24 protein-coding genes and 3 pseudogenes are annotated in these 24015 nt (G+C 53.1%); 17 read left to right on the forward strand and 10 right to left on the reverse strand.

Translation table 11 applies throughout. From position 1 onward, the window contains the following. The first annotated feature begins 21 nt into the window (after positions 1 to 21). The 3 genes and pseudogenes from hpaB to OCY70_RS15495 all read left to right on the forward strand — a co-directional run bounded on the left by hpaB (position 22) and on the right by OCY70_RS15495 (position 3938). Positions 22 to 1490 (forward strand): annotated as a pseudogene (gene hpaB, locus OCY70_RS15485) (4-hydroxyphenylacetate 3-monooxygenase, oxygenase component). A gap of 26 nt (positions 1491 to 1516) precedes the next feature. Further along, a complete protein-coding gene (hpaD, locus tag OCY70_RS15490) occupies positions 1517 to 2500 on the forward strand; it encodes a 3,4-dihydroxyphenylacetate 2,3-dioxygenase (protein WP_213426720.1) in 984 nt (327 codons plus the stop codon). A 19-nt stretch (positions 2501 to 2519) separates the two neighbouring features. Continuing rightward, entirely contained in the window at positions 2520 to 3938 is a 1419-nt protein-coding gene (locus OCY70_RS15495) for an aldehyde dehydrogenase family protein (RefSeq protein WP_213426765.1), read from the forward strand. A 439-nt stretch (positions 3939 to 4377) separates the two neighbouring features. On the opposite strand, the gene OCY70_RS15500 is transcribed toward OCY70_RS15495, so the two are convergent. From OCY70_RS15500 to OCY70_RS15515, 4 genes are all read right to left on the reverse strand, one after another. After that, positions 4378 to 4764, reverse strand: a complete 387-nt coding sequence (locus OCY70_RS15500) for a 5-carboxymethyl-2-hydroxymuconate Delta-isomerase (RefSeq protein WP_213426721.1) — start codon at positions 4762 to 4764, stop codon at positions 4378 to 4380. Positions 4765 to 4797: 33 nt separating this feature from the next. After that, the gene (locus OCY70_RS15505) at positions 4798 to 5559 is read right to left on the reverse strand and encodes a fumarylacetoacetate hydrolase family protein (RefSeq protein ID WP_213426722.1); all 762 of its coding nucleotides are present in this window, start codon (positions 5557 to 5559) and stop codon (positions 4798 to 4800) included. Next, entirely contained in the window at positions 5556 to 6350 is a 795-nt protein-coding gene (locus OCY70_RS15510) for a fumarylacetoacetate hydrolase family protein (protein ID WP_213426723.1), read from the reverse strand. The genes OCY70_RS15505 and OCY70_RS15510 overlap by 4 nt, the downstream gene beginning before the upstream one ends. Before the next feature lie 141 nt (positions 6351 to 6491). Continuing rightward, positions 6492 to 7679 carry an MFS transporter gene (locus OCY70_RS15515; protein ID WP_261945006.1) on the reverse strand — a complete coding sequence of 396 codons (1188 nt, stop codon included), beginning with the start codon at positions 7677 to 7679 and terminating at the stop codon, positions 6492 to 6494. Between the two features lie 461 nt (positions 7680 to 8140). Here OCY70_RS15515 and treB point away from each other — a divergent pair, with 461 nt between their 5' ends. The 4 genes from treB (at position 8141) to OCY70_RS15535 (ending at position 13037) form a co-directional block, all read left to right on the forward strand. Further along, positions 8141 to 9568 (forward strand): PTS trehalose transporter subunit IIBC, encoded by a 1428-nt coding sequence (gene treB, locus OCY70_RS15520; RefSeq protein ID WP_213426724.1) that lies wholly within the window; start codon positions 8141 to 8143, stop codon positions 9566 to 9568. Positions 9569 to 9641: 73 nt separating this feature from the next. Continuing rightward, on the forward strand, positions 9642 to 11330 hold the full coding sequence (treC, locus tag OCY70_RS15525) for an alpha,alpha-phosphotrehalase (RefSeq protein ID WP_213426725.1): 1689 nt from the start codon (positions 9642 to 9644) through the stop codon (positions 11328 to 11330). 145 nt (positions 11331 to 11475) lie between these two features. Next, entirely contained in the window at positions 11476 to 12210 is a 735-nt protein-coding gene (gene treR, locus OCY70_RS15530; protein ID WP_213426726.1) for a trehalose operon repressor, read from the forward strand. A gap of 455 nt (positions 12211 to 12665) precedes the next feature. Next, positions 12666 to 13037 (forward strand): DUF488 domain-containing protein, encoded by a 372-nt coding sequence (locus OCY70_RS15535; RefSeq protein WP_213426727.1) that lies wholly within the window; start codon positions 12666 to 12668, stop codon positions 13035 to 13037. Between the two features lie 65 nt (positions 13038 to 13102). Here OCY70_RS15535 and OCY70_RS15540 read toward each other — a convergent pair whose 3' ends face one another. Continuing rightward, a complete protein-coding gene (locus OCY70_RS15540; protein ID WP_213426728.1) occupies positions 13103 to 14293 on the reverse strand; it encodes an MFS transporter in 1191 nt (396 codons plus the stop codon). A gap of 350 nt (positions 14294 to 14643) precedes the next feature. Between OCY70_RS15540 and OCY70_RS15545 the strand changes: the two genes are divergently transcribed. The 3 genes from OCY70_RS15545 (at position 14644) to OCY70_RS15555 (ending at position 16869) form a co-directional block, all read left to right on the forward strand. Further along, on the forward strand, positions 14644 to 15054 hold the full coding sequence (locus OCY70_RS15545) for a PD-(D/E)XK nuclease family transposase (RefSeq protein WP_213426729.1): 411 nt from the start codon (positions 14644 to 14646) through the stop codon (positions 15052 to 15054). After that, complete coding sequence (locus OCY70_RS15550) at positions 15015 to 15398, forward strand: hypothetical protein (protein WP_213426730.1); 384 nt, start codon at positions 15015 to 15017, stop codon at positions 15396 to 15398. Before OCY70_RS15545 ends, OCY70_RS15550 begins: the two co-directional genes overlap by 40 nt. 190 nt (positions 15399 to 15588) lie before the next feature. Next, positions 15589 to 16869 carry a Gfo/Idh/MocA family protein gene (locus OCY70_RS15555; protein WP_213426731.1) on the forward strand — a complete coding sequence of 427 codons (1281 nt, stop codon included), beginning with the start codon at positions 15589 to 15591 and terminating at the stop codon, positions 16867 to 16869. A gap of 87 nt (positions 16870 to 16956) precedes the next feature. On the opposite strand, the pseudogene OCY70_RS15560 reads toward OCY70_RS15555, so the two are convergent. Continuing rightward, positions 16957 to 17297: pseudogene (locus tag OCY70_RS15560) on the reverse strand (L,D-transpeptidase family protein); the annotation flags it as partial. On the opposite strand from OCY70_RS15560, the gene OCY70_RS15565 reads away from it, so the two are divergent. After that, positions 17277 to 17576, forward strand: coding sequence for a hypothetical protein (locus OCY70_RS15565; protein WP_249724589.1), 300 nt, complete (start codon positions 17277 to 17279; stop codon positions 17574 to 17576). The pseudogene OCY70_RS15560 and the gene OCY70_RS15565 overlap by 21 nt on opposite strands. 147 nt (positions 17577 to 17723) lie before the next feature. After that, positions 17724 to 17849, forward strand: a pseudogene (locus OCY70_RS15570) (DUF4177 domain-containing protein); the annotation flags it as partial. A 20-nt stretch (positions 17850 to 17869) separates the two neighbouring features. On the opposite strand, the gene OCY70_RS15575 reads toward OCY70_RS15570, so the two are convergent. Together OCY70_RS15575 and OCY70_RS15580 are read right to left on the reverse strand one after the other, a co-directional pair. After that, entirely contained in the window at positions 17870 to 18046 is a 177-nt protein-coding gene (locus OCY70_RS15575) for a hypothetical protein (RefSeq protein ID WP_261948778.1), read from the reverse strand. Between the two features lie 14 nt (positions 18047 to 18060). Further along, positions 18061 to 18306, reverse strand: coding sequence for a hypothetical protein (locus OCY70_RS15580; protein WP_213426732.1), 246 nt, complete (start codon positions 18304 to 18306; stop codon positions 18061 to 18063). Between the two features lie 197 nt (positions 18307 to 18503). On the opposite strand from OCY70_RS15580, the gene OCY70_RS15585 reads away from it, so the two are divergent. From OCY70_RS15585 to OCY70_RS15605, 5 genes are all read left to right on the forward strand, one after another. Then, on the forward strand, positions 18504 to 19127 hold the full coding sequence (locus tag OCY70_RS15585) for a M23 family metallopeptidase (protein WP_213426733.1): 624 nt from the start codon (positions 18504 to 18506) through the stop codon (positions 19125 to 19127). Positions 19128 to 19169: 42 nt separating this feature from the next. Next, a complete protein-coding gene (locus OCY70_RS15590; RefSeq protein WP_213426734.1) occupies positions 19170 to 19748 on the forward strand; it encodes a hypothetical protein in 579 nt (192 codons plus the stop codon). A 117-nt stretch (positions 19749 to 19865) separates the two neighbouring features. Further along, entirely contained in the window at positions 19866 to 20087 is a 222-nt protein-coding gene (locus OCY70_RS15595; protein ID WP_213426735.1) for a hypothetical protein, read from the forward strand. An 8-nt stretch (positions 20088 to 20095) separates the two neighbouring features. Next, positions 20096 to 20428, forward strand: a complete 333-nt coding sequence (locus tag OCY70_RS15600) for a hypothetical protein (protein ID WP_213426736.1) — start codon at positions 20096 to 20098, stop codon at positions 20426 to 20428. Between the two features lie 536 nt (positions 20429 to 20964). Further along, the gene (locus tag OCY70_RS15605) at positions 20965 to 21432 is read left to right on the forward strand and encodes a hypothetical protein (protein ID WP_261944948.1); all 468 of its coding nucleotides are present in this window, start codon (positions 20965 to 20967) and stop codon (positions 21430 to 21432) included. A gap of 108 nt (positions 21433 to 21540) precedes the next feature. On the opposite strand, the gene OCY70_RS15610 is transcribed toward OCY70_RS15605, so the two are convergent. Then, positions 21541 to 22779: an aminopeptidase gene (locus tag OCY70_RS15610; protein ID WP_213426738.1), complete on the reverse strand. Its 1239-nt coding sequence runs from the start codon at positions 22777 to 22779 to the stop codon at positions 21541 to 21543. 93 nt (positions 22780 to 22872) lie between these two features. Then, a complete protein-coding gene (locus OCY70_RS15615) occupies positions 22873 to 24000 on the reverse strand; it encodes a DHHW family protein (protein WP_213426739.1) in 1128 nt (375 codons plus the stop codon). Positions 24001 to 24015 lie beyond the last annotated feature (15 nt).

The raw sequence follows: 24015 nt of genomic DNA on the forward strand, positions 1-24015 counted from the left end.
TGAAGCCAAGGAGGTCATTCTATGCCAGCCAAGACAGTCAACAATATATTGACCGTATTGATGCAGCGAAATCCAATGTCTGGATCGACGGACAGCAAGTCCAAGGGAACGTGTCCGAGCACCCGGCGTTCCGGGGAGTGATGAGAAGTCAGGCCGCTCTGTATGATATGCAATTCGACCCTGGCAAAATCGAGATCATGACCTACGTATCTCCAACAACAGGGGAGCGGGTAGGAACATCCTTCCTCCAGCCAAGCACCAGAGAAGATCTGGAGAAGCGAAGAAACATGATACAGGAGTGGGCCAAGTTTAATGGCGGAATGATGGGACGCTCTCCTGACTACATCAATTCGGGGATGATGGCCTATGGCGCGGCAGCAGATATATTCGGGGCGCAAGATACGATGTATGCCGACAATATGCGGCAATATATTGAATATATTCGCGAAAACGACCTGTCGCTTACCCATACGTTAATTCAGCCGCAAGTGAACCGGGGAGTCCAGACTCATCAGTTGTCCGATCCTTATATCGCGGCTCGAATCGTAAGGAAGAATGACGATGGCGTGGTGATTCGCGGCGCCCGCCTGCTTGCGACCCAGGGCGGGATTACGGATGAGATTATGGTCTTTCCGTCAACGGTATTGAAGCAATCGGAAGAGGAGAATCCGTATGCGTTTGCATTCTCGATTCCGAACAACACGCCTGGATTGAAATTTATATTCCGGGAATCGTTCGATTACGGCAAATCTCATTTTGATCACCCGCTCGGTTCCCGTTTTGAAGAAATGGACGCGATCGTTGTCTTTGATGATGTGACGGTGCCATGGAATCGAATCTTTGCCCTGGGCAATACCGATATTTGCAACCGCGCATATGCGGACAGCAACGCGGCGGTTCATATGACACACCAGGTCGTCTCGAAGAATGTAGCGAAAACCGAATTCATTCTTGGCATCCTTCAGCTGATGGTGGAGACCATTAATATCGGCCAATTCCAGCATGTGCAGGAGAAAATGGCGGAAGTCATTATTGCCCTGGAAACATTGAAAGCGTTCTTGATCGCTTCGGAGGCCAACGCCAAGATCGATCGTTGGGGCGTGATGACCCCTGACTTTGGGCCTCTGAATGCCGCGCGGAACTATTTTCCGAAGATGTACCCCCGTTTTTCAGAGATTATGCAGCTTCTTGGCGCAAGCGGGCTCATGGCGCTTCCGAACGAGGCGGATTTTCAATCCGTGCTTCGGCCGGATCTGGACAAATACTTGCAGGCTGCGAATCAGGACGCGTACCATCGCGTCAAGCTGTACCGGCTGGCATGGGATGTGTGCATGAGCGCCTTTGGCAGCCGCCAAACCTTGTATGAACGGTTCTTCTTCGGCGATCCGGTAAGAATGGCCGGAGCGTTATACAATGGCTACGATAAGCAGGAATATGTCGATCGGGTCAAGGAGTTTCTGGAGCGTTCCGAGCAGCTTGTTACTCATTAATCCATTCAGGTGAGGAGGCGATAGATTTGGATTTCTCCATTATTCGAATCGGAAATGTCATTATGAATGTTACGGATCTGGAACAGTCGAGGAAATTTTATGTAGATGCATTGGGCTTCATTGAAACGGAAAGCGACGAAAACAATTTATATCTCCGCGGTCTGGAAGAGCATAACCATCACTGCTTGCATCTGATCAAAGCGGACAAGCCCGGAATCGTCGCTCTAGGCTACAAAGTCATGCGGGAAAGCGACCTGGACGCACTGGAACGGCTATTTGCGTCCCGGGGCCTTCCGACCCGATGGATACCGCAAGGGACGCTGCATGCGATGGGCCGGGCTTTGCATGTGCAGGATGTCAGCGGACTTCCGCTGCAGTTCTACGCGGAAATGGATAAGGTGGAAAGATTGCTGCAACGGTATGATCTATATACGGGCGCGCGCATTCAGCGCATTGACCATGTCAATTGCTTTGTTCCCGATGTGGCCCGGGCCTATGATTTTTTCGTCAATGAACTGGGTTTCGCTTGCTCCGAATATACGGCGCTCGAAGATGACAGTTTGTACGCAGCATGGCTGCATCGCAAACATAACGTACATGATCAAGCCTTCATGAATGGAGCGGGTCCAAGACTGCATCATATTGGCTTCTGGCTTCCGGATCCGTTGGCCCTTATTCATGCGTGCGATGTGCTGGCATCGCTTGGCTATCAGGGCAGCATTGAACGCGGACCCGGCAGGCATGGATTGTCTAATGCCTTCTTCCTCTATTTGAGAGATCCGGATGGCATCCGGATTGAACTGTATAATGGAGATTATTTAACAAGCGATCCTGATCTTGGGCCGATTAAATGGGACATCCACGATCCGAGACGGCAGACGTTCTGGGGGAGCGCGACACCGGAATCCTGGTTCAATGAAGGCACGCCATTCGTCGATATCTGGACCGGCGAGCATGCTGAGCTGCTGACGGCGGCGCTGCCTTCCCGGCAGCCGCAGCACTTGATCTAAGGATATTCAGGTGACGATGATGAAGAGGAGACTGTTCATTAACGGTGCATGGGTGGATACGCGGCATTACAGTATGCTGCGCTCTCCCTATTCAGGCGAAGTGATAGCGGAGATTCCCGTTGCCGGGGAAGAAGACATCGAGCAGGCTATCCAAGCTGCTTATGATGCCGGTACTGTCATGGCCAGGATGCCCGCGCATCAGCGCGCGGCAATCCTTGACCGCTTGTCAAGCTTGATCGAAGAACGCGCGGGCGAGGCAGCTCGCCTTCTCGCGCTCGAGGTGGCCAAGCCGATCAGGACCGCCATGCTTGAAGTGGAGCGTACGATTGAGACGTACCGGTTCGCGGCGGAAGAGGCGAAGCGGATACACGGGGAGACACTGCCGCTGGACGCATCGAAGAGCGGCGAGGGGAGATTGGCCTATACGCTGCGAGAACCTCTTGGAGTGATCGGGGCGATTACCCCGTTCAACTTCCCCATGAACCTGGTCGCTCATAAAGTAGGCCCGGCGATCGCGGCGGGCAATGCGATTGTGCTCAAGCCTGCCTCGCAATCGCCCCTGTCGAGCCTGTTCATCGCCGAATTGCTGCAGGAGGCCGGACTGCCGGCCGGTGCTTTGAACGTCGTGACCGGCAGCGGCCGCCTCATTGGCGAGCGAATCGTGACAGACGACAGGGTTCGGATGATTACGTTCACCGGCAGTCCGGCGGTTGGCATCGGGATTCGCAACCAGGCCGGTCTCAAGCGCGTAACCCTGGAGCTTGGCTCCAATTCGGCGCTTATCGTCGACAAAGGCGTTCGGATAGACGATATTATCGAGCGTTCCGTCACAGGCGCTTTCGCTTATCAGGGGCAAGTATGCATTTCGTTGCAGCGTGTGTATGTCCATGAAGAGGTGCATGAGGAATTTGTGGACAAATTCATTCAGCGAACGCGGCAACTGAAGATTGGGGATCCGCTTGACCCTGCTACGAATGTATCGGCCGTGATCTCGCCTGAAGAGGTCCGGCGGCTGCTGGATTGGATTGAAGAAGCAAGACAGGCCGGAGCGACGATTGCAACTGGCGGCTGTGCCGACGGCAATGTGCTGCATCCGACGGTGATTCTGGAGGCGGGGTCTAAGCTGAAGGTCTGCTGCCAGGAAGTGTTCGGACCGCTTGTCGTGATCAATCAGGTGAAGTCGGTTGACGAGGCGATTCAACAGGTGAATGAGTCCCGCTTCGGCCTGCAAGCCGGCATTTATACGGAAAATGTGCAAACAGCGCTGCATGCTGCTGACCGACTGCATGTCGGCGGCGTCATGATTAACGACATCCCGAGCTTCCGCGTAGATCATATGCCATATGGCGGCGTGAAGGAGAGCGGGATCGGGCGTGAAGGAATTAAATATGCCATAGAAGAGATGACAGAAATGAAGCTTGTCGTCTGGAAAAAGTAAAGTGAACTCACTCAACAGGGTACGGTGAATGAGAGTCTCCAAATCCGAACGAGAAAGGGGGTGTCCCACAAGTAGTATTTCACTACAGTGAGACAGCCCCCCTGATTCTCAAAGCTCGACTCGCCGAAAAACTGCAAAAATGCACCTTTCCTTTATGACGTGTACTCCGTTACTGGGAATCCTGCAAAACGGCATCAATTTCAGAATATCAAATAGATAAAAGACAAAAAACGATGGAAATAATGTACTATCGCAGTAATTTTATCAAATAACGGCTTAAAGAACAGAAATTGCTGCATCCACGCAGGATTTCACTGCTTCATCCATTCTCCGCCGCTTTGCCTCGCACCATTTTATACCATCTCTATTCTCTGTTGACCTGTTACCCCAATCATTATGCAATGCCTATGAGACAGCCTCTTTTAATTGGCCGATCCGTCTATGTTGTATACCTTCTATGAATATTATTATGCTTGTAGGTGCCGCCGTCGCTAAATTCCGCCAGTTCCAGCGACAGCGCCAAATATCGTTGGTCGAACAACGGGGCAAAATGAGTCTTGATCGCCTCGAACAGCGCGTCGCATGTGTTTCGCTTGACTTGTTCCGAACGGCCGGAGCCGATTTTTAAGGTGATGTGAACGAAGGCGTCATCCTCCGCGCCATCGGCAACGAGGTAATCATGCAGTTCGATCGCCCGCGAACGAATCCCTCCGATAGGGAAACTATCGCGCCGTGCGAGGAGCACATGGTGGATCGTTTGTAACAGGGATGGAATATTGGCTTCCTCTTTAATATTACTCGTATATTCCACGATAATGTGCGGCATACACTACCTCCTCCCATCATTTGTCCATCGGGATCAGACCCGTATATGAATAACATCATCGCCTGCTATTGTATTCACTAGGCGGCCAATGCCTTCGATCTCGGTAACCACTTCATCCCCGATCTCGGTGTTGACCAATCCCTCGGGCGTGCCGGTCAGGATGATATCGCCTTGCTTCAGCGTCATGAAGCTGCTCAAATATTCGATTAGTGCAGGAATGCCGAAGATCATGTCGGCGGTGGAGCCTTCCTGGGTCAAGGCGCCGTTCACGTAGGTGCGAAGAGTCAAATTCATCGGATCGGGCACATCGCCGGCATCAACGAGCCAAGGGCCGATCGGGGTGCATGTATCCCGGTTCTTCACTCTGAGATTCGGCCGATAATAGTTCTCCAGATAATCGCGGATGGCATAATCATTGGCTACCGTATATCCGGCTACATAATCGTAAGCATCTTCTTGCTTCACGGCACGTGCGGTGCGGCCGATGACGACGGCAAGTTCGCACTCATAGTGCATATAAGCGGCGTCGGCGGGACGGCGAGTATGCCCGCGATGACCGATTAATGTGTTCGGTCCCTTCAGGAACACAAGCGGTTCAGCCGGAGCGGCAAAGGATAGCTCTCTGGCATGATCCGCATAATTCAAGCCGAGCGCGAATATCGTCCGGGGCTGCAGCGGCGGAAGCCATACGACGTCCGATTCGCTAACTTCTCGTCCGTCATCCAGCTTCAGCCGTCCGTCCATGTCTATCGCGTGATGAATCGAGCCTGAATATGCGACGCGCGCATGTCTCATAACGCTTCTCCTCCTTCAACTCTCCCCTGCTCAGGCACAACGGGATTGTCCAGACAGCCGATACCATCGATTTCAATCCGGACATCATCTCCCGCTGCCGCGATCGGCGCGTTCTCGGGAATGCCGACATGCAGCATATCCCCTGCGTTCAACGTCATAAAATCCGTAACCTCCGCAAGCAAGCGGGGGATCATGCGAATCAGATCGGCCGTCGTATGTTCTTGCTTCCGTACCCCATTCACATATACACGGATCTTCAGATTATGCGGGTCGCCGATCGCTTCCGGCTTCATGACCCAAGGACCTGCAGGGCAGAAGCCATCCCGCGACAGGTGGCGGATAGCGGGACGGAACAGATGCTGATGCGGGATCTGGACATCATTCACGATCGTGTAGCCTGCCACATAATCAAGGGCTTCGGATTCGCTAACCCGGGTTGCGGTGCGGCCGATGACGACGCCTAACGCGGCGCCGATGGCTACCTGTTCGGCATCTGCGGGAAGAGGAATGGCCGAGCCGTACCTGATATGTGTATTCGCGGGCTTTATATACAGGACCGGACCGATAGGGGGGGCGTTGTAAGGCGGTTCATTCACCGCATTCCCCAGTGCTTCCAGCACTCCCTTGTAATTGAGCAGCGTTCCGTAAATCATGCCGGTTACGGGAACATCCAACGCCAGCTTGGAGGAATGAATGCGCTTACCATTTAGTTCGACCGTATTATTCTCCGGATACACCAATGCCTCCGTCCACTGCTGCATGCCGCATAGCTTAATCATTGCATTGACCATGTGCTTCGCCTCAGTTTCTAGTTTTCATATATCATATCATATATGATTTAAAGAGGGCAATATGGTTTCATTGTTCTGCAGTAAATGTGCCCCCTAATCACAACACCGCCCCGAGGCTTACTGCCCCGGGGCGGCTTCTGGTTACGATTCAGCTAATGGCGCGGAAGCGCCGCCGCTTGCTTGGTGAGCGGCGGCCGCCTTGCCGCGGAACGGGCGGCTCAAAGAATAGACCGCCACGGCTAGCGCCACCAGGACGATGGAGCAGCCGACCCAGGCGTTGTAGGTGACGGCGCTCTTCTCGATCACAATCCCGCCGACGACCGAGCCGGTCGCGATGCCCATATGCAGCACCGAGGAGCTGAGGCTCAGCTGGATGTCTGCGGTATCGGGCGCGCACTGCATCAGATAGCTCTGCTGTCCCGGAGTGAGCGCCCAGCTCAAGGCGCTCCACATCATGACCACGGCCATGAACAGGTAGAACGGCAGATGGGCCGCGAAGGGCAGGATGAACATGATGCAGGCGAAGCTGGCTACGACGGTCAGGATGGAGCGCTTCGTGCCCCATTTATCCGCAATCCAGCCCCCGAGTCCCCCGCCGGCGACGGCGGCGATGCCGAACAGGAAGTAGGCGACGCTCGTCATCTCCGGACTCAATTGATAGGTCGCCTGGAGGTACGGCGTCAGATACGCATACAAGGTCAAATGGCCGGTCAGCATGAAATAGGCCAGCAGATGCCCGCTTACCAGCTTGGCGTTCTTCAGCGAGGCGAACTGGGCGCGAAGCGGCGCCGCCGGCGACGGCGCGACGGGCTGCAGCGAGAAGAAAATCGCAATCATGGCGATGACCGTGAGCAGCACGACGAACAGGAACGGCGCTCTCCAGCCGTAAGCATGGCCGATGACCATGCCGATCGGAACGCCCAGCACGAGCGAGCCGCTGACGCCCATATAGATAGTTCCGATTGCCCGGCCTTTATACTCGGGCTTCACCAGCTTCGACGCGATCGTGACCGACAGGACGATAATGAGCGATCCGCTGGCGGCGGACAGCGCCCGGGCGGCCATCAACTCCCCGTAATCGGAGCTGAAGGAGACGACAAGATTAGACAGCAGAAAGATAAGCAAAAAGAATAAGTAGAGCTTCTTCCGTTCGAACCGCGCGGTCACGTTCATCAATATCGGCGCGGATACGGCAAAAGCGACGGAGAAGATCGTGATCAACTGGCCTGCGGCACTGACCGTAATGCCGAGGTCGGACGCGATCTGGTCAAGCAGCCCCCCGATAATCAGCTCCACCGTGCCGACGACGAAGGCGGCGACCGCCAACATATATACCCGGAAATTCAAAAGAAACAACTCCAATCTGCATGAATCAAAAAGTTACTACCATTATAGTAACCATAGAACGAGAACACAACAATTAATTTTTTTCCACCGGCGGTTCGGGACGGATGACCGGCGAAAGGCGACCAGTTTCCAGCTTCCCATAGCGGAAGCTTTTTTTGAACCCGGACTCTTATTCGGCGGTTGACCAACATGTATATACATGATATCATTTCTCTATAATTTGTATATACAAGTTCTGCGTAGAAAAGAGATTGTAAGCGTTACTAGGGGGATAGATGAGATGATGTAAGCGAAAAATGAGGACAGAGCGAAGCCATGGAAGTGAAATGATTCACGTAACATCGCGGAAGCGATAACGATGAAAAAACGATGCTCCAATTGGACAGTTGGATAGTTTTTCAGCAAAATATATACCGCATCATAGAGTTTTGGAGGAGCTAGCGATGGCAATAAAGAGAGAGTCCGTGGAACAGATACTTGAGGCTGTTGGAGGCTCGGACAATATTTCAGACGTTATACACTGCATTACCAGACTGCGATTTTCCTTGCGGGATGAGGGGAAAGTCAATAAAGAAGCGCTCGACCGGAATGATTTAGTGAAAGGCAGCTTTTCCACGAATGGTCAATTTCAAGTTGTCATTGGCCAGGGAATCGTGGATAAAGTGCATAAGGAATTGGTGCAAATCGCAGGGATGGCAGGGACTTCCGATTCCGCTCCCGCTCCGGCACAGGGGGCAGCCCAAGCCGGCGAAGCGACAAAAATCAATCCGCTGCAACGATTCGTGAAGGTGCTGGGAGATATTTTTATTCCGCTCCTTCCCGCCATTGTCACATCCGGTTTGCTGCTTGGACTCAATAATTTACTGGTGGGACCGGGCATTTTTTACGCGGAAAAGTCGTTGATTGAAGTGCATCCGGCCTGGGAAGGATTTGCCGACATTGTCAGTTTGATTGCGAGCACGGCTTTTACCTTTTTGCCGGGATTGATTGGGTGGTCCGCGGTGAAGCGCTTCGGCGGAAGCCCGCTGCTCGGCATTGTCTTAGGGTTGATGCTCATTCACCCGACTCTTGCTCCAGCAAGCGACGCGTTAAGCAGCGGAGACATTCCCCGCTGGGATCTGTTTGGATGGTCCATTAATAAAATCGGCTATCAAGGACAAGTCATCCCTGTCTTGCTCTCATCCTTTTTACTTGCCCGAATCGAACTCTTTTTAAGAAAACGCATTCCTGACTCGATTCAATTGCTGCTGGTGGCGCCCATCGCGCTGCTGGTCACCGGCTTTATTACATTTGCCGTTATCGGGCCGGTTACGTTTCATATCGGCAACGCCATTAGCGATGGCGTAGTCGCGATGTTCCATCACTTTGGCTGGCTGGCAGGGTTTATCTATGCCGGAATCGGCGCATTGCTTGTCATGACGGGGATGCACCATACGTTCCTGGCGCTTGATTTGCAGTTGATTTCGAGCATCGGCACCACCTACCTGTGGCCGGTGATTGTCATGTCCAATATCGCGCAAGGAGCGGCGGCGCTTGCGATGATGTTCGCCAGCAAAGACGACAAATTGCGAGGAACGGCGCTCACCTCGGGCATTTCCGCCTTCCTGGGCGTGACGGAACCTGCGATGTTTGGCGTGAATATACGCTTCAAGTTCCCTTTTATCAGCGCCATGATCGGCGCGGCTTGTGCAGGAATGCTGGTCGCCTGGAGGCATGTAACGGCTTCCTCGATCGGAATCGGCGGAATTCCGGCATTTTTGTCCATATTTACTGACTTTTGGGGCATTTACTTTATTGCGATGGGCATCGCCGTTGCCGTCCCGTTTGTGCTGACCCTTGTCTTTGCCAAAGTAAAAGGAACCGGAAAGTGAGAGTCGGCCAGAATGGGCGTTTGCACGCCATTCATACAGGCATTTGAGCGGATTACAGAAGAGGAGTGTAACGATGCAAGAACCTTGGTGGAAAAGAGCGGCTGTCTATCAAATTTATCCGAAAAGTTTTCTGGATACGACAGGCAGCGGTCTTGGAGATATTAACGGGATTATCGCCAAATTGGATTATCTTCGCGAACTGGGCGTGGATGTGATCTGGTTAACCCCGATTTATGCCTCGCCGGAAAAAGATAATGGCTACGATATTAGCGATTATTATGCGATTAACCCCCAATATGGCACGATGGAGGAGTTCGACAAGCTGTTATCCGAAGCCCATCAAAGAGGGATTAAGGTCATCATGGACATTGTGGTGAACCACACCTCGACGGAGCATCCGTGGTTCCGGCAATCATGCTCTTCCCTCGATACTCCATACCGGGATTACTATATATGGAAAGAACCGAACAACGGACGGGAACCGAACAATTGGCAGTCGAAATTCGGGGGAAGCGCCTGGAAATACGATGAAAAGACGAAGCAGTATTATTTGCATCTTTTTGACGTTACGCAGGCGGATCTCAATTGGGAAAACACTGGCGTGCGGCGGGAAGTCTATCAAATGATGAAGTTTTGGCTTGCCAAAGGAGTCAACGGATTCCGCTTGGATGTCATTAATTTAATTTCGAAAGATCAGAATTTCCCGAACGACAGCGGCGAGCATGCGCAGGCGGACGGCCGCAAATTTTATACGGACGGACCCCGCATTCATGAGTATTTGCATGAAATGAACCGGGAAGTGTTTTCCCTTCATGACACGATGACGGTCGGGGAGATGTCCTCCACTTCGATTGAGGAATGCATCAAGTATACGAATCCCGAGCGGCAGGAATTAAGTATGGCGTTTAACTTCCATCATCTCAAAGTCGATTATCCCGGCGGAGAAAAATGGACGCACGCCGAGTTTGATTTTATCAAATTGAAGCAAATTCTCTCGGAATGGCAAGCGCGAATGCATGCGGGCGGGGGCTGGAACGCGTTGTTCTGGTGCAATCATGATCAGCCGCGCATTGTCTCGAGATTCGGCGACAGCGGCAAGTATCGGGTGGAATCCGCCAAAATGCTGGGCACAACGATTCACATGATGCAAGGGACGCCTTTTATATATCAGGGCGAAGAAATCGGGATGACGAATCCGGAATTCCATCATCTTGCGGATTACCGAGATGTCGAATCGCTAAATATGTACAACCTATTGCGGGAACAGGGAAAAAGTCATGACACGATCATGGACATATTAAAGCAGAAATCCCGCGATAATTCGAGAACGCCGATGCAATGGAACCGCAGTCCCCACGGGGGATTCACGAAGGGCACGCCTTGGATTCAAGCGGCTCCGAATTATCCGGAGATTAACGTGGAAGCCGCGTTAGAAGATCGGGACTCGATTTTTTACCATTATCAAAAACTAATCCAACTGCGCAAACAATATGACATTATCACCTATGGAGATTACCGGTTGCTGCTGGCGGACCATGAACAGGTATTCGCTTATGCGCGACAATGGCAAAATGAAACGCTTCTCGTTATCAACAACTTCTACCGTGAACCGGTATCTCTAACCGCCGACGAGCTCGGAATTTACCCTGAGCATGGGAAACGCAGCATCTTCATATCCAATTATGCCGATTCGCCGGAAGATTTCCGGGCACTTCAATTGCGGCCTTACGAATCTATCGTGTATTACTGGAGGGGAGAGTAATACCAGCCCGGAGCAAGGTTTAGCTTAGAGAGGACGCAAACAGATCGCCCAAGCACGTCATCCGTTGCTTCATGGAGTAAAAGGATATATGCTTATAATGTTGAGTATGCTATTGGAGAAATGGTGAGAAATGGTGAGAAATGGAATGAAAAACAATAAATTTTCCGGGATATATTATGATCTCGCCACAAAAATTCAAACCGGAGAAATGAAATCCAATAGTTTGCTGCCTTCCGAGCATGAATTAGCCAAGATGTACAATGCTTCCCGCGAGACGATTCGCAAGGCGTTAAATCAATTGTCACAGAACGGCTATATCCACAAGGTAAGAGGAAAAGGCTCTGTCGTCCTGGATATCGAGAAATTCAATTTTCCTATTTCGGGGTTGGTCAGCTTCAAGGAGATCGCCAACCGGTCAAGGAAGGAATGGCGTACGATTGTACATGAATTGGTCCTTGCCAAGCCGGATAGCTTTATTCAGAAGCAGCTTAAAATCAACCATAAAACGGAAGTATGGAAAATTGTCCGATCGAGAGAAATCGCCGGCGAGCGGATTATTTTAGATATCGATTACGTCAATAAAGAATTTGTCCCCACGATTACGAAAGATATTGTGGAGCATTCGCTTTACGAGTATATCGAGTCGCAGTTGGGACTTGTCATCAGCTTCGCCAAAAAAGAAATCACGGTGGAGCAGGCGACCGAGGCCGATCGCGAATACATGGATTTAGGCGAACACACCTATGTCGTGGTCGTCAGGAACCATGTTTATCTGAATGATACCGCCTTGTTGCAGTATACCGAGTCGAGGCATCGGCCCGATAAATTCAGGTTTGTCGATTTCGCCAGACGCGAAAATATCGGTTTGCCGTTCAAATGAGCAACAGCCGGTTCCATGCATGTAGGGGTTGTCCCATAGGTAGTTTTTAGCTACAACTGAGACAACCCCACTTGCTTTTTACAGCTCGACTTGCCAATAAAACTGCGAAATTACAGTTTTCCCTTGTGAAGTTTCCTCCGTTAAAGGAAGTCCTGCAAAACCGCAGGAATATCAGCTATACCAATGGATTGAAAGCAAAAAACGGCGAAAATGATGCAATTTTGCAGGAATGGCATCAGTTCGCTGCTGAAATCGCGTAAATTCCTGCACATATGCAGGATTCGCTGCCTCCCCCACCTCCGCAATTCGCAGCTGTCCCGTCTTGCCCTTCCTCATTTTTCATTGACTTATTGGACAGCCCCTTTTATTGGCTTTGATAACGAAGCTGGCAACAGGTATTCGGACTGGATTATAAGTTCAACCCGATTAGGTTCGGACAGGGAGGAGTAGCGGTCATGCATACATTCAAAATCAAACGGATCTATGAGCAGGCAGACAGCAGCGACGGCATCCGCGTACTGGTGGATCGGATCTGGCCACGAGGAATGTCCAAAGAAAACGCGCATCTGACGGCGTGGATGAAGGACATTGCTCCAAGCGCCGAGCTGCGCAAATGGTTCAACCATATTCCTGCAAAATTCCCGGAATTCCAGCGCCGGTATGAAGCCGAACTGACGAGCGCGGCGCTGCGGGACGATATCCGGCAATTGATCTCCTGGGTGCGGGAGAGCGATGTGACGCTGCTGTATGCCTCCAAAGACGAGCAGTATAATCAGGCGGTCGTCCTGCAGCGGTTTTTGACCGATCGAATGGGGATGATGAACTAAAGTTGTTGTATCCGGCAGCCGGCTCACTGCCCGCCCGCGGACTCCGGCCCTCCTTTTTCCATGGGTTACATTGTGAGCTGCTGCTGATTCAGCCTCCGATCCGTATACAGCGCCTTGATCATCAGCCCCATCGAGGCGGCGATGAGCAGCGACGGAATCCAGAAAATGGTTGGCGACACTCCTTCGATCAGGAGCGGCAGGAAATATCCGATCAAGGAAGCCGTCTGCGAGATGAACACATAAAGACTCGCCCCGAAGCCCGCCCGATGGATGAACATGCGCTGCACATAGCCCATCCCGACGCCATACAGCACCGAGACGAAGAAGGAATAGAGCGGCTGCACCAGGAAAAAGACAGGCAGCGATCCGCTCATGCTGTAGGTCAGATATGTAATCAGCGCGAAGCCGCTGCCGAGCAGCAGAACCCGCTTGCTGCCGTATTTGGCCGCCCAGTAGCCGGCCATTGTCATGAACAGCAGCTCGAAGACGGCCTGCGTGCTCCAGATGTAGGACATGAGCCGGGGATCGCCGAACAGCTCGTGCACGACGAGCGGGAGATACAAGCCCCGGATCGCGTCCGCGCAGGAGAGCAGCAGGATGGCGAACAGCATGATGAGCGAGAACGGCTCCCCCGCGCTGGACTGCTTCGCCGTCAGCGGCGAGGCCGTAATCTCCCGGTAGAACAGCAGGAGCAGGAACAAGGCGGCATAGCCCGCCAGATTGCCCCAGAGGACGCCATGGAACGTGGCGGCCAGATACAGATTGGCGCCGAACAGCAGACCGGTGAAAAAGCCGACGCTGTACGTGGCGCGGAGCCAGATCTGCGCAATCTCGACGACGTCGGGCGCGAGGCGCGTGAAGTGATTGCGCGCCATCGCAAATAATTGCCCCATAATCATGCCCGAAGGCGCGGTGGCGAGCGCCATCCCGACGAGGGCCGTAGCGTAGCCGTCCGCATTCATATAGATCAGCAGCCCGCCGATGCACAGCAGGGAAGCGATCATCGGAATCGTCTTCTTCCGCTTGATGCGGTCGCTTCCGATACCGACCGTAATCGTCAGCACCATATTGAGGAAGAGCGAGATGGCGAAAATCGAAACGATTTCGATTTTGCCCAACTGCACCGATTCCTGCAGATAGACAGCATTCATCGGAGCGAGAATCCCGGTTCCGATTCCATACAGGAAGAGGGTGAGCACGAGCAGCCAAGCCCCCGGAATTTTGACAAACACGTTGAAATCTTGCCAAATACGCATGGAGAGAAACTCCTTCCTGGAAGCGCTTTTAGAGGTAGTTGAACATCTATTGAGACTTTACCTACCATTATGCGGCCAATCTTGGGCGAACGACTAGGATATATTTTACAAGTCTGTACACGAATTCAGTTATATTTGGAATCGCCTCAACGCTTTATATGTGATATACTGGAAATAAACCGATTGAAATAAACGACTTTTGATATAAACATCGTAGCTGAACGACAACCGCGAAGCACGCGTTGTCCGCATCTCCTTTAACCAGGAGCTGTGGATAGCGCGTGCTTTTTTACATGTTTGGATTTGCATGGAAAGAGCAGTCGAATATGATACAATAAGGAGGAAATCAGGTGAGAGTCGCTGATAGACAGCAAACGGAAAGACTTAACCCGAAAAATGATTTTTTGTTCAAGCGCCTTTTTGGTGAGGAGGAAGGCAAGCCGCTGCTTATTAGTTTGCTCAATGCGATTCTTCGACGCGATGGCGTTCGGCAGATCACCGATGTGTCGATTCTGGAGGATACGAAGCTCGCGCGCGAGTTAGTAGAAGATAAGGAAGCCGTTCTCGATATTTTATGTGAAGTCGATGGCCGTGAAAAAGTGAATGTCGAAATGCAAGTGCGCCGCTTTGTGCGGATGGATTACCGGAGCCTGTTCTATGTGGGCAAGCTGCTCACCGAGTCGCTTCACTATGGGATCCGCTGCATCGCTGGCTGCGGTTTTTGGAACAGAAGGCGACTGCCGAACAACTGGAGGAGTTGATGATGTTGGATAAGGTATTCAAGGAAGCCGAAGACCGTCTAGCCAGTTTGGCGAGCGACGCGGAGACGCGCCGGCGCTATGCGCTGCGGGAAAAGGCTTTGCATGATCACGCCAGCCTCCTGCAGGATGCGCGTATGGCCGGGTTTCAGGAAGGGATCGAGCAAGGGATTGAGCAGGGGCTTGAAAAAGGTTTTGAACAAGGAATATATCAAACGGCAGCAAACATGCTGAAGGAAGGGCTGGACACCGCCTTTATCTGCCGCATTACGGGGCTTGATGCCGCACAGCTTGAACGGGTGAAGGAAGCGATGATGCGTGAGCCTAAATCGAACGAAACGCTCTAACGGGACGCCCCGGCAGTTGGGGCAGCCGTGGATGCGCTTACGCAACGAAGTTCGGCGGCAGGCTGTTTGTGCAAATATTTCGGAAGATAATTATAGTACCGATCCGAATCATTTGTTATGGTAGAGATACTTCAACCGAAGTTCCATACCAATTGACAACGCAGATAGCCTGCAAAGAGGTGTTGACGCAATGAGTATCAAGGCAATCTTGCTCGGGGCAGGAATCCGGGGCGCCGAAGTATATGCCAAGCATGCGCTGCAGTACCCGGAAGAACTGGAATTCGTCGCCGTCGCGGAGCCGGATGTGAAGAAACGTGAGGCGTTTGCGCGCTTGCATCGGATCGATCCCGGGCAAGCGTATGAAGATTGGCGGGAAGTGTTCGAACGGCCGCGGTTTGCCGATGCGGTGTTGATCTGCACGCAGGATCGGATGCACTACGAAGCCGCAAAGGCAGCGCTGGAGCAAGGTTACCATGTGCTGCTGGAGAAGCCGATGTCGCCTTCTCCGACCGAATGCATTGAGATTGAAGCCGCCGCCCGCCGCAATCAGCGGGTGCTGACCATATGCTATGTTCTCCGGTATACGCCGTTCTGGTCGGGAATCCGTCAAGTCATCGAGGAGGGCGGTATCGGGAAGGTCGTGAATATCCAGCTTCGTGAAAATATCGGCTTCGGCCACATGGCGCACAGCTATGTGCGGGGCCCATGGCGCAATACGGCGGAATCGAGTCCGCTTGTGCTGGCGAAGTCATGCCACGATCTGGACATCATCCTGTGGCTGATGAACCAGGATTGCAGAAGGCTGACGTCATTCGGTTCTCTCTTTCATTTTAAAAAGGAGAACATGCCGGAGGGCGCGACCGAATATTGTACGGACGGCTGCATTCACGTGGACAATTGCTGCTACTCCGATCTGCGCTTTTATTTGGGAGAAGGACGCCGCCGCGCGCTGCACTTTACGCGGGACGGATCGGACGAGAGCATCCGGGAGACGATCCGGAGCACGCCTTTTGGCCGCTGCGTCTACCAATGCGACAACGATGTTGTCGACCACCAAGTCATTAGCATGGAGTTCGTCAACGGAGCGACCGCTTCGTTCACGCTGTCGGCCTTCACGCATGACAGCACGCGCACCGTTCACATTTCGGGCACGCGCGGAGAGATTCGGGGCAATATGACCGATCAGGCGTTTACCGTCTACGACTTTGTCAGCGGGACGGCGCGGGAAGTTCGGGTCCATGACGAAGGAAGCGAAGGCTGCACCCAGATGATGAGGGAGTTCTGCCGGCTTGCCGCCGATCCGGACAACCCCTATGCGATCGAATCGCTCCGCGGTTCTCTGCAGAGCCATATGATGGCGTTCGCGGCGGAGGAATCGCGGTTGAGCCAGGGCGTGCCGGTCGAGATTCAGGAGATGATCATGCGTTATCGGTTAACCTCGGCCAATGCATTGGCTTCCGCGGGAGTATAACGCCTGCATGGGGCCTTAGAAGAGAAGAAGGAATGGCAGGCAAGCGGAGTGGCAGCGCTTGCTCCGGCCGATTCCTTCTTCATTTATTTACTCGTACAGCCCCAGTTCCTCATCTACTCTAATGGTTACGACCCCGTCCTGGGGCAATTGGCGGTCGCGCTGGAACCGCTTGACCGCATAGGTGGTATCCGCGCGGAATTTTCCGTTGCAGACTCCACTGAAGTACCCCGCGCTTTTCAACCGGGATTGGACCAGCTGCACATCTCCGCCCACGTCGCCTTCGGCTACGAGTCTTGGATCATGCTTCAGCCCGCCCAACACATGCCCGTGTGAATCGTCACCTTCGTGCCGACCGGAATCAGCTCGAACAGCTCGATGACATCCCGGTTGCGCATCCGGACGCAGCCGTGGCTCAGATGCTGCCCGAGCCGTCGGAGGAAGCGATCCGGCAGCTTCGTATGCGTTACCGCATGGCGGCCGCGGCGGCCGATGCTTACGTCGAGGCGGGATTCAGCACGGTCGTGCAGGATGTCATCGTCGGCCCCGAATTAAGCACGTTCATTGAATTCATCAATACGCGGCCGTTATATGTGGTCGTGCTCTGGCCGCGGGCGGAAGTCGTGGCGGCAAGGGAGTTGTCCCGCTCCAAGCAAGGATACGGGATATGGACCGTGGAGGCTCTCGATCACATTTTGCGCCAGGAGTAGCCTCGGATCGGCATGTGGCTCGACACGTCCGACCTGACGCCGGAAGAGACAGTCCGGGAGATCGAGCGCCGGGCATGGACAGATGCGATCATCCAGGAGTAAACCATAGAGTGGCATGAAGATTGCTAACCGCAAGGAGGAGACATGATGGAACAGTGGGAATATAAGACGCTCAAGATCAAAACCGGAGGTTTTCTGGGAGGAAAGGTTGACGAGCAGGAATTCGAGGAGGAGCTGAACCGGCTTGGACTGGACGGATGGGAACTGGTATCCTGCTTCGATACCAGCCTGAATCAGGGCCAATCGCGGGACGTTATCGCGGTCTGCAAGCGGGCGAGACGCCGCAGGACGGGGTGCGGGAGCTGCGCGAGGAGCTTGGCATCGAGCCAGAGCCGGGGAAGCTGGCCTATGCCGGCGTCATCGGCGATTCGATCGTGCAGCCGGGCATCATCGATAATGAGTTCTGCCATGTCTTTTTCTATCGTTATGATGGAGCAATCTCCGCTTCCAGCTGCAGGAAGATGAGGTCGATTCCATCGTCCGGGTCGAAGCGGTAGCATTCCGCAAGCTTTGCCTCGGCGACGCGGATTGCATTCAAGCAGAGGAGTTCATGCGAGGAAATGGCGAACGCGGCGCAGAGATCAAGCTGACCATGAGCGATCTTGTCCCCCATGAACCGAGTTATTTTGCGTTTCTTCTTGAACATTTCCAGGGCCTTATTGAATAGCATCGGCTTATCCGCCAGCGGCCTAAAGCTTGCTGACCTTACGACAGACTGTCCATACGGCGGTCTGTTTTTTATAGGGAGAAGCAAGAATATCAAAATGTAAATAATTACATATATTTACAAGTAGAAAAAGTGTGTTATCGTTAGAGTGTATTTACCTAAAAAAGGGGATGATTGGAGTAATGAAGAGGTTGGTAACGATGTTATCCGTAGTTGCTCTATGCATTGCCTCGCTCTCCACGATTGCTTCCGCGAACAGTAAATACACCTGGCCCGTACCTGACTCCACGCGAATTACTCAGGGCTTCAAAAGCAACACGCACAAAGGCATCGACATTGGGGCGAAGAAGGCCGGCGTCGCCGGCGATCGGATCGCCGCCTTCTATCGCGGCACCGTAGCCCGATCCGGCTGGTCCAACAGCTATGGCTGGGTCGTCTATGTTCATCATGTCATCGACAGCGCCAACTATCAATCCCGCTACGCTCATATGAATAAGACGCCTGCCGTGTCCACCAACCAGAAGGTAGGCAATGGGGCCACGCTCGGGTATATGGGCAAGACGGGAGATGCGACGGGCGTTCATCTTCATTTCGAGACAAGGAAATGTACGGGCGCCTGCAAGACAGATAATTCCTCCAATCCGGTTAATCCAATCACGAATTTCTTTCCTGAATATGCGGGCAAAGTACCGAAATCGCTTGTGCTTGGAGAGACAGACTCGGAGCATGTTCATGACTTGCTCGATGACATCTTCTACAGCGTGGAGGAGGTTCTGAACATGACCGCCGAGGAGCGGTTATCGAAGGGCATTCCGATAGACTAGCAATACGCTATGAGAACATATTATAGACAGAGGAGTTAACCGATGAAAAAAACGATACTGGTGCTCGTTTCCGTCATCTTCCTGCTAACCGCATGCGGCACAACGCCTTCTTCTTCGGGGAAGGAGGGCAAGAAGGTAACGGTTCAGACCGTGCTGCAGGTGATGGAGGAGACCGCGCCCCCGCCGTTAACGAAGGAAACGCTGGAACAGACTTCCTCCATCCCGCTATTTCTATGGCTGCGCGATGTGGAGTCGTGGACGAACGGGCTGCTTCGCTACTCGCAGCGCCTGATCTTGAACGAAGAGGACAAAAAAGCTTTCTTGACTGCGCTGGGCCGTTATTACAGCGAAGAGCAAGCCAAGCGCTTGTTCGATTCCTATTTCCAGGCCGGCTCCGAAGGAAACTATTCCTTGAAGGAGCAGGAGTCGTTTGGCGTGCTGTCCTCGATTCATTTTGGCTTGAAATCGAGCAAGTCAGAGGCAGACGGGCGCTACGAGATTCACATCTCCGGACAGTATAGCGACAGCCTCGAAGAACTGATAGAGGTACAGGTTGAGGAAACGGTTACGATATTGGCAGATAAACTTCTCATCGCTCAAGTAGAGGCGGTCCGCCCCTGACAAGCGAATAACACGGCCGAACCCAGTGCCATGCGGCGCTGGGTTTGTTGTCTTCTGGAACACCTACTATAATCGATAAGACATAATCTAGCTGGTAGGAAGGAGACATGTTTTTCAATGAAGGAGGATATCGATTTCATCGCAAGGCAGTTGGACCTGCATCTTGCGCAGATGCATCCGGTGTTGTTCCAATCGGTAGCCGAAGGGGTTCCCGCGGATATGAGGGACGGCGACATTAACGAGGACGGCTGGGTACGCTGGAAATGCATCCCTTCCTTCATTACCGCAGAGGAATCGAGGAACTGGAGAAGGAATTCTCTATCTCTTTTCCGCCCTTGATGCGAGCTTTGTTCCGTACCTATCATTATGTGGATCTCCATCTTAATAACATTGAGGATGAGACCGGGTACAGAGGAGACTGCCAGTTCATCGAGCTGCCCCCGATGTCATCCGAGGACAGGCTGACCCGCTATCGGGATATGGTTCAGGCATGGGAACCGCTGCTCTCGGCGGGTTATCTCCCTTTTACGGAAGCGGAGGACAGTCAGGGGCCGGTCTGCTTTGATATCACCCGGATGGATGACAACGGGGATTACCCTGTCGTCTGGTTTTTGCACGATCAATTGCATGAACTGGGAGAGGAGTTCTTTATTTTGATGATATACGGCTCTGCATGCTAGACCTTTATAAGCATTATCCCCTTTGGTCAGAAATGAGCATATGAGACCTCCTATAAGCGATATCCCAATCTTTCAGAAATCAGGTGCAGCGCGTATTTTGATGTGTTGTCTGCTCGGCGAAAGTCTTGGAAGGGGCTCACATAATCAACCACGAAATATCTGGTTCCTGTGAATAGAGAACAATTCTGACTCATTGGGAGAGTGATGCAAGCAGCAAGAAACGAATAACTTGGGGTGGAGGGGGAAGGCACCCAAATAACGAAAAACGAATCTGAGCCGTTGGGAGAATGCCATAAAAGAAGAAAAGAGGCATAGGACTGCCTGAGCTTTTCTGCTCTAGCATTGCTCCTTGATTCACAAATGGTTCCTAAGACATGGTTAAATAGTCTCGCTCCATCTAAAAAACCAGCAACATCACCTGCGCCAATAGGAACAATTTGCGAACAGAGGATATTCAAGGTTCATGCATTCCTGTATAGTATGTTTTGGAAAAATACATAAGCATAACAATTTAAATAGAAGAAGGAGCAATGTCCATGACCTCCATGATGAACTACCCGGCGCAAACCGACCTGGACAGCCATGAGCAAAGCGCAAAGCAATTATTCAACAAGGTATGGGAATGGATGGAGAAGACGGATCGCACGCCGGAGGAGACCGATATGATGATCCATGCGGCGCATGCATCGCGGTACCATTGGGGCGTCGTTGGACGCGAGCTCCAATTCGCCCGCGGGGAGTGGCAGATCTCCCGCGTCTATGCCGTCGCGGGGATGGCGGATGCGTCCATGTATCATGCCAGACGCTGCATGGATATTTGCCGCAAGTTCAGCTTGGGGGCGTTCGACACCGCCTATGCTTATGAGGCGCTGGCGCGAGCCGCCAGTCTGATGAACAAGGCCGAAGACGCGGACGGGTACAAAATGAGGGCGGAGGAGCTGGCCCGTCATGTGGATGATGAAGAGGGGCTGAAGCACCTTATCGCCGATTTGCAGACGATCTAAAAGAAAGCAAGAAAATCATAGCGCCCCTCCATGCGGGCAGCCGGAGAATATCTCCAGGCCGCCCGGCGCAGGGGCGCTGTTCCGTGAATCGCTCGCTTCGCGAGGCGATTAGATGGCCCAGTTCCCGTTGCGGAACACCGGAACCACAGTGCCATCCTTCAGGATGCCGTCGATGTCCATCTCGGCGGAGCCGATCATGAAGTCAACATGCGTGATGCTGTTGTTGACGCCGTTCGCATCCAGCTCTTCGCGGGACATTTTTTTGCCGCCTTCAATGTTGAAGGCATAGCCGCTGCCGATGGCCAAGTGATTGGAGGCATTTTCGTCGAACAGCGTATTGTAGAACAAAATATTGGACTCCGAGATCGGCGAATGATGCGGCACAAGCGCCACCTCGCCCAAGTAATGCGAGCCTTCGTCCGTATCGACCAGATGCTGCAAAATCTCCTGGCCTTGCTCGGCTTCGACTCTGACGATGCGGCCGTTCTCGAAGGTCAGCTTGAAGTTGTCGATCAGATTGCCGCCGTAGCTGAGCGGCTTCGTGCTGGATACATATCCGTTGACGCCGTCCTTCTTCGGCACGGTGAACACTTCCTCCGTCGGCATGTTCGCCATGAACGGAATCTCCTTCTCGTTGGTGCTGCCTGCGCCTACCCACACATGCTTCTCCGGAAGCTCAACGGTCAGGTCGGTTCCCGGAGCGCGGTAATGCAGCTTGTGGAAATGATGGCCGTTCAAGATATCGACCTTTTTATGTAAGGTGGCGTTATGCTCTTCCCAGGCTTGGACCGGATCGTCCGCATAGAGACGCACGGAAGCGAAAATCGCGTCCCACAGCTTCTCTACCGCTTCTTCGCGTCCCGCGTCCGGGAATACCTTGGCTGCCCAGTCTGCGCTGGCTGCGCCGACGACCGTCCAGCTCACCTTGTCCGATTGCACCGCCTTGCGGTAATGGTCCAGCGCCTGGCCGGAAGCCTTTTGGAAGTTGCCGATGCGCTTCGGATCGATTCCTTTGAGCAGATCCGGGTTGGACGAGACGATAGCGATGAAGGCGGCCCGCTTGTCGACGAACGTATTCCGCTTGAGTGCTTCGTATTCCGGATATTCCGTGAACATCTCGTCAGCGGCCTTTTCATACTTCAAGCGGGACAGCTCTTCGTCGATCCAATCGACATGGACATTGGAAGCTCCGGCTTCATACGCTTCGCGCGCCACCAGGCGGGCCAGCGGTGCGACTTCGGTGGAAGCCGACACATATACTTCCTGTCCCGGCTGCACGTTGACGCCGACCTTGACGATGAGGTTGGCATATTTTCTCAAATTCTGTTCGAATGTTGCTGCAGTCATCGGAATCCTCCTCGATATAAAAATGGACCTATGTTTCCAATATAACTCATTTCCGCGATGCAATCAAAAACCGGCGGGACGATAAGGTCGCGATTAATTGAGCCATTTGAAAATATCCTCTTCCGCCACTGTCTTCACGCCATACAGGAACAGAATCTGATCGAAGTGATGCCTGGACAGATAGCCGTCTACCGATTCATGGAAAAAACGAAGGTCAATCATATGAATGCTGGAATAGTGCTTCGCGACCAGCGGAACGAACGCGTTGGCATACGAATCTTTGAATATGACAATGCTGCGCCCGGTACCGGCCCCCGTCTCTATCGTCGTCCATGCGTGGTTGCCGTTGAAAAACACCTGATAATGATCGCGGACAGACAGCGCCTCCATATGATAGAAGGAATCCGAGCAAGCGGAGGCGTCCGAGTAGCAGACCGTATAAGGCGGGAGAGGCTGTTCCAGCAGTTCCAGCTTGTCCGGGGGCAGATGGCGGTTATTCGCCTTCGTGTAATAGGTCCCGTAAAAGCTGCTGCTGATGACGCGCGAAGACATGCTCTCCAACGGAACCGGTTCAAAGCCGGCCGCGCGGGCGAATTCCGCATATCCCCAATAAGCGCCGCGCATCGTCCAATGATGGTCGGTGCGGAAGAAGAGAGAATCGGAGTTGCGCTGCCTCAGAGCATCCAGCACGGATACGGGCGTCACCGTATTGCTTAGCGCTTCATACGTGCCGCGCATGAATTCCGCGGTACCATAGCTCGTCTCCTGGGCGTATGGCGGAAGCTTGTCGGCGTATACGGCTTGGGAATAAGGAACGAGCAGCATATGCATCGGGGTGCCCGCATGCCGGGCCGCGAACCGCCGGATCTCGTTGAGATTGGCTTCGTACTGCGCACCGGGCGTCTGGAAGCGCTCGAATAAATAATCGTCTTTGCCGAAAAAGACTTGGCGATTCTCCGTCTTGCCGCTAAGGCGCTCCAAATCCGACTTGAGGCCGACCCAAGCGTCGCGCGCAGCGAATTGATCGGCGAAGTAATTCCCTAACTGCGCCGTATAGCGCCCCTCCCAGAGCTTGGCGGCAGAGAAGGAAGGGAACTGCTGCAGCGACCGGTTCTCGAATTCGGATAGCTTGCGGTCCGGCTGCGCGATGCTCCACAGGCTCAGCACGGCGATATAGGCGACAAAGCCGGCCGTAAGCCAGGCGGCGCGTCTGTTGGTCATGTTCCATCCTCCTTC

Source organism: Paenibacillus melissococcoides (assembly GCA_944800085.1).
GTDB lineage: Bacteria > Bacillota > Bacilli > Paenibacillales > Paenibacillaceae > Paenibacillus_B > Paenibacillus_B melissococcoides.

What these genes read in the sequence shown, in the direction of transcription:
- OCY70_RS15495 (WP_213426765.1), top strand. Translation starts at nt 2,520, where the DNA reads ATGAAGAGGAGACTGTTCATTAACGGTGCATGGGTGGATACGCGGCAT.
- OCY70_RS15500 (WP_213426721.1), bottom strand. Translation starts at nt 4,764, where the DNA reads ATGCCGCACATTATCGTGGAATATACGAGTAATATTAAAGAGGAAGCC.
- OCY70_RS15505 (WP_213426722.1), bottom strand. Translation starts at nt 5,559, where the DNA reads ATGAGACATGCGCGCGTCGCATATTCAGGCTCGATTCATCACGCGATA.
- OCY70_RS15510 (WP_213426723.1), bottom strand. Translation starts at nt 6,350, where the DNA reads ATGGTCAATGCAATGATTAAGCTATGCGGCATGCAGCAGTGGACGGAG.
- OCY70_RS15515 (WP_261945006.1), bottom strand. Translation starts at nt 7,679, where the DNA reads ATGTTGGCGGTCGCCGCCTTCGTCGTCGGCACGGTGGAGCTGATTATC.
- treB (WP_213426724.1), top strand. Translation starts at nt 8,141, where the DNA reads ATGGCAATAAAGAGAGAGTCCGTGGAACAGATACTTGAGGCTGTTGGA.
- treC (WP_213426725.1), top strand. Translation starts at nt 9,642, where the DNA reads ATGCAAGAACCTTGGTGGAAAAGAGCGGCTGTCTATCAAATTTATCCG.
- treR (WP_213426726.1), top strand. Translation starts at nt 11,476, where the DNA reads ATGAAAAACAATAAATTTTCCGGGATATATTATGATCTCGCCACAAAA.
- OCY70_RS15535 (WP_213426727.1), top strand. Translation starts at nt 12,666, where the DNA reads ATGCATACATTCAAAATCAAACGGATCTATGAGCAGGCAGACAGCAGC.
- OCY70_RS15540 (WP_213426728.1), bottom strand. Translation starts at nt 14,293, where the DNA reads ATGCGTATTTGGCAAGATTTCAACGTGTTTGTCAAAATTCCGGGGGCT.
- OCY70_RS15555 (WP_213426731.1), top strand. Translation starts at nt 15,589, where the DNA reads ATGAGTATCAAGGCAATCTTGCTCGGGGCAGGAATCCGGGGCGCCGAA.
- OCY70_RS15575 (WP_261948778.1), bottom strand. Translation starts at nt 18,046, where the DNA reads ATGGCAGAACTCATTATCGATGATGCCCGGCTGCACGATCGAATCGCC.
- OCY70_RS15580 (WP_213426732.1), bottom strand. Translation starts at nt 18,306, where the DNA reads ATGCTATTCAATAAGGCCCTGGAAATGTTCAAGAAGAAACGCAAAATA.
- OCY70_RS15585 (WP_213426733.1), top strand. Translation starts at nt 18,504, where the DNA reads ATGTTATCCGTAGTTGCTCTATGCATTGCCTCGCTCTCCACGATTGCT.
- OCY70_RS15590 (WP_213426734.1), top strand. Translation starts at nt 19,170, where the DNA reads ATGAAAAAAACGATACTGGTGCTCGTTTCCGTCATCTTCCTGCTAACC.
- OCY70_RS15595 (WP_213426735.1), top strand. Translation starts at nt 19,866, where the DNA reads ATGAAGGAGGATATCGATTTCATCGCAAGGCAGTTGGACCTGCATCTT.
- OCY70_RS15605 (WP_261944948.1), top strand. Translation starts at nt 20,965, where the DNA reads ATGACCTCCATGATGAACTACCCGGCGCAAACCGACCTGGACAGCCAT.
- OCY70_RS15610 (WP_213426738.1), bottom strand. Translation starts at nt 22,779, where the DNA reads ATGACTGCAGCAACATTCGAACAGAATTTGAGAAAATATGCCAACCTC.
- OCY70_RS15615 (WP_213426739.1), bottom strand. Translation starts at nt 24,000, where the DNA reads ATGACCAACAGACGCGCCGCCTGGCTTACGGCCGGCTTTGTCGCCTAT.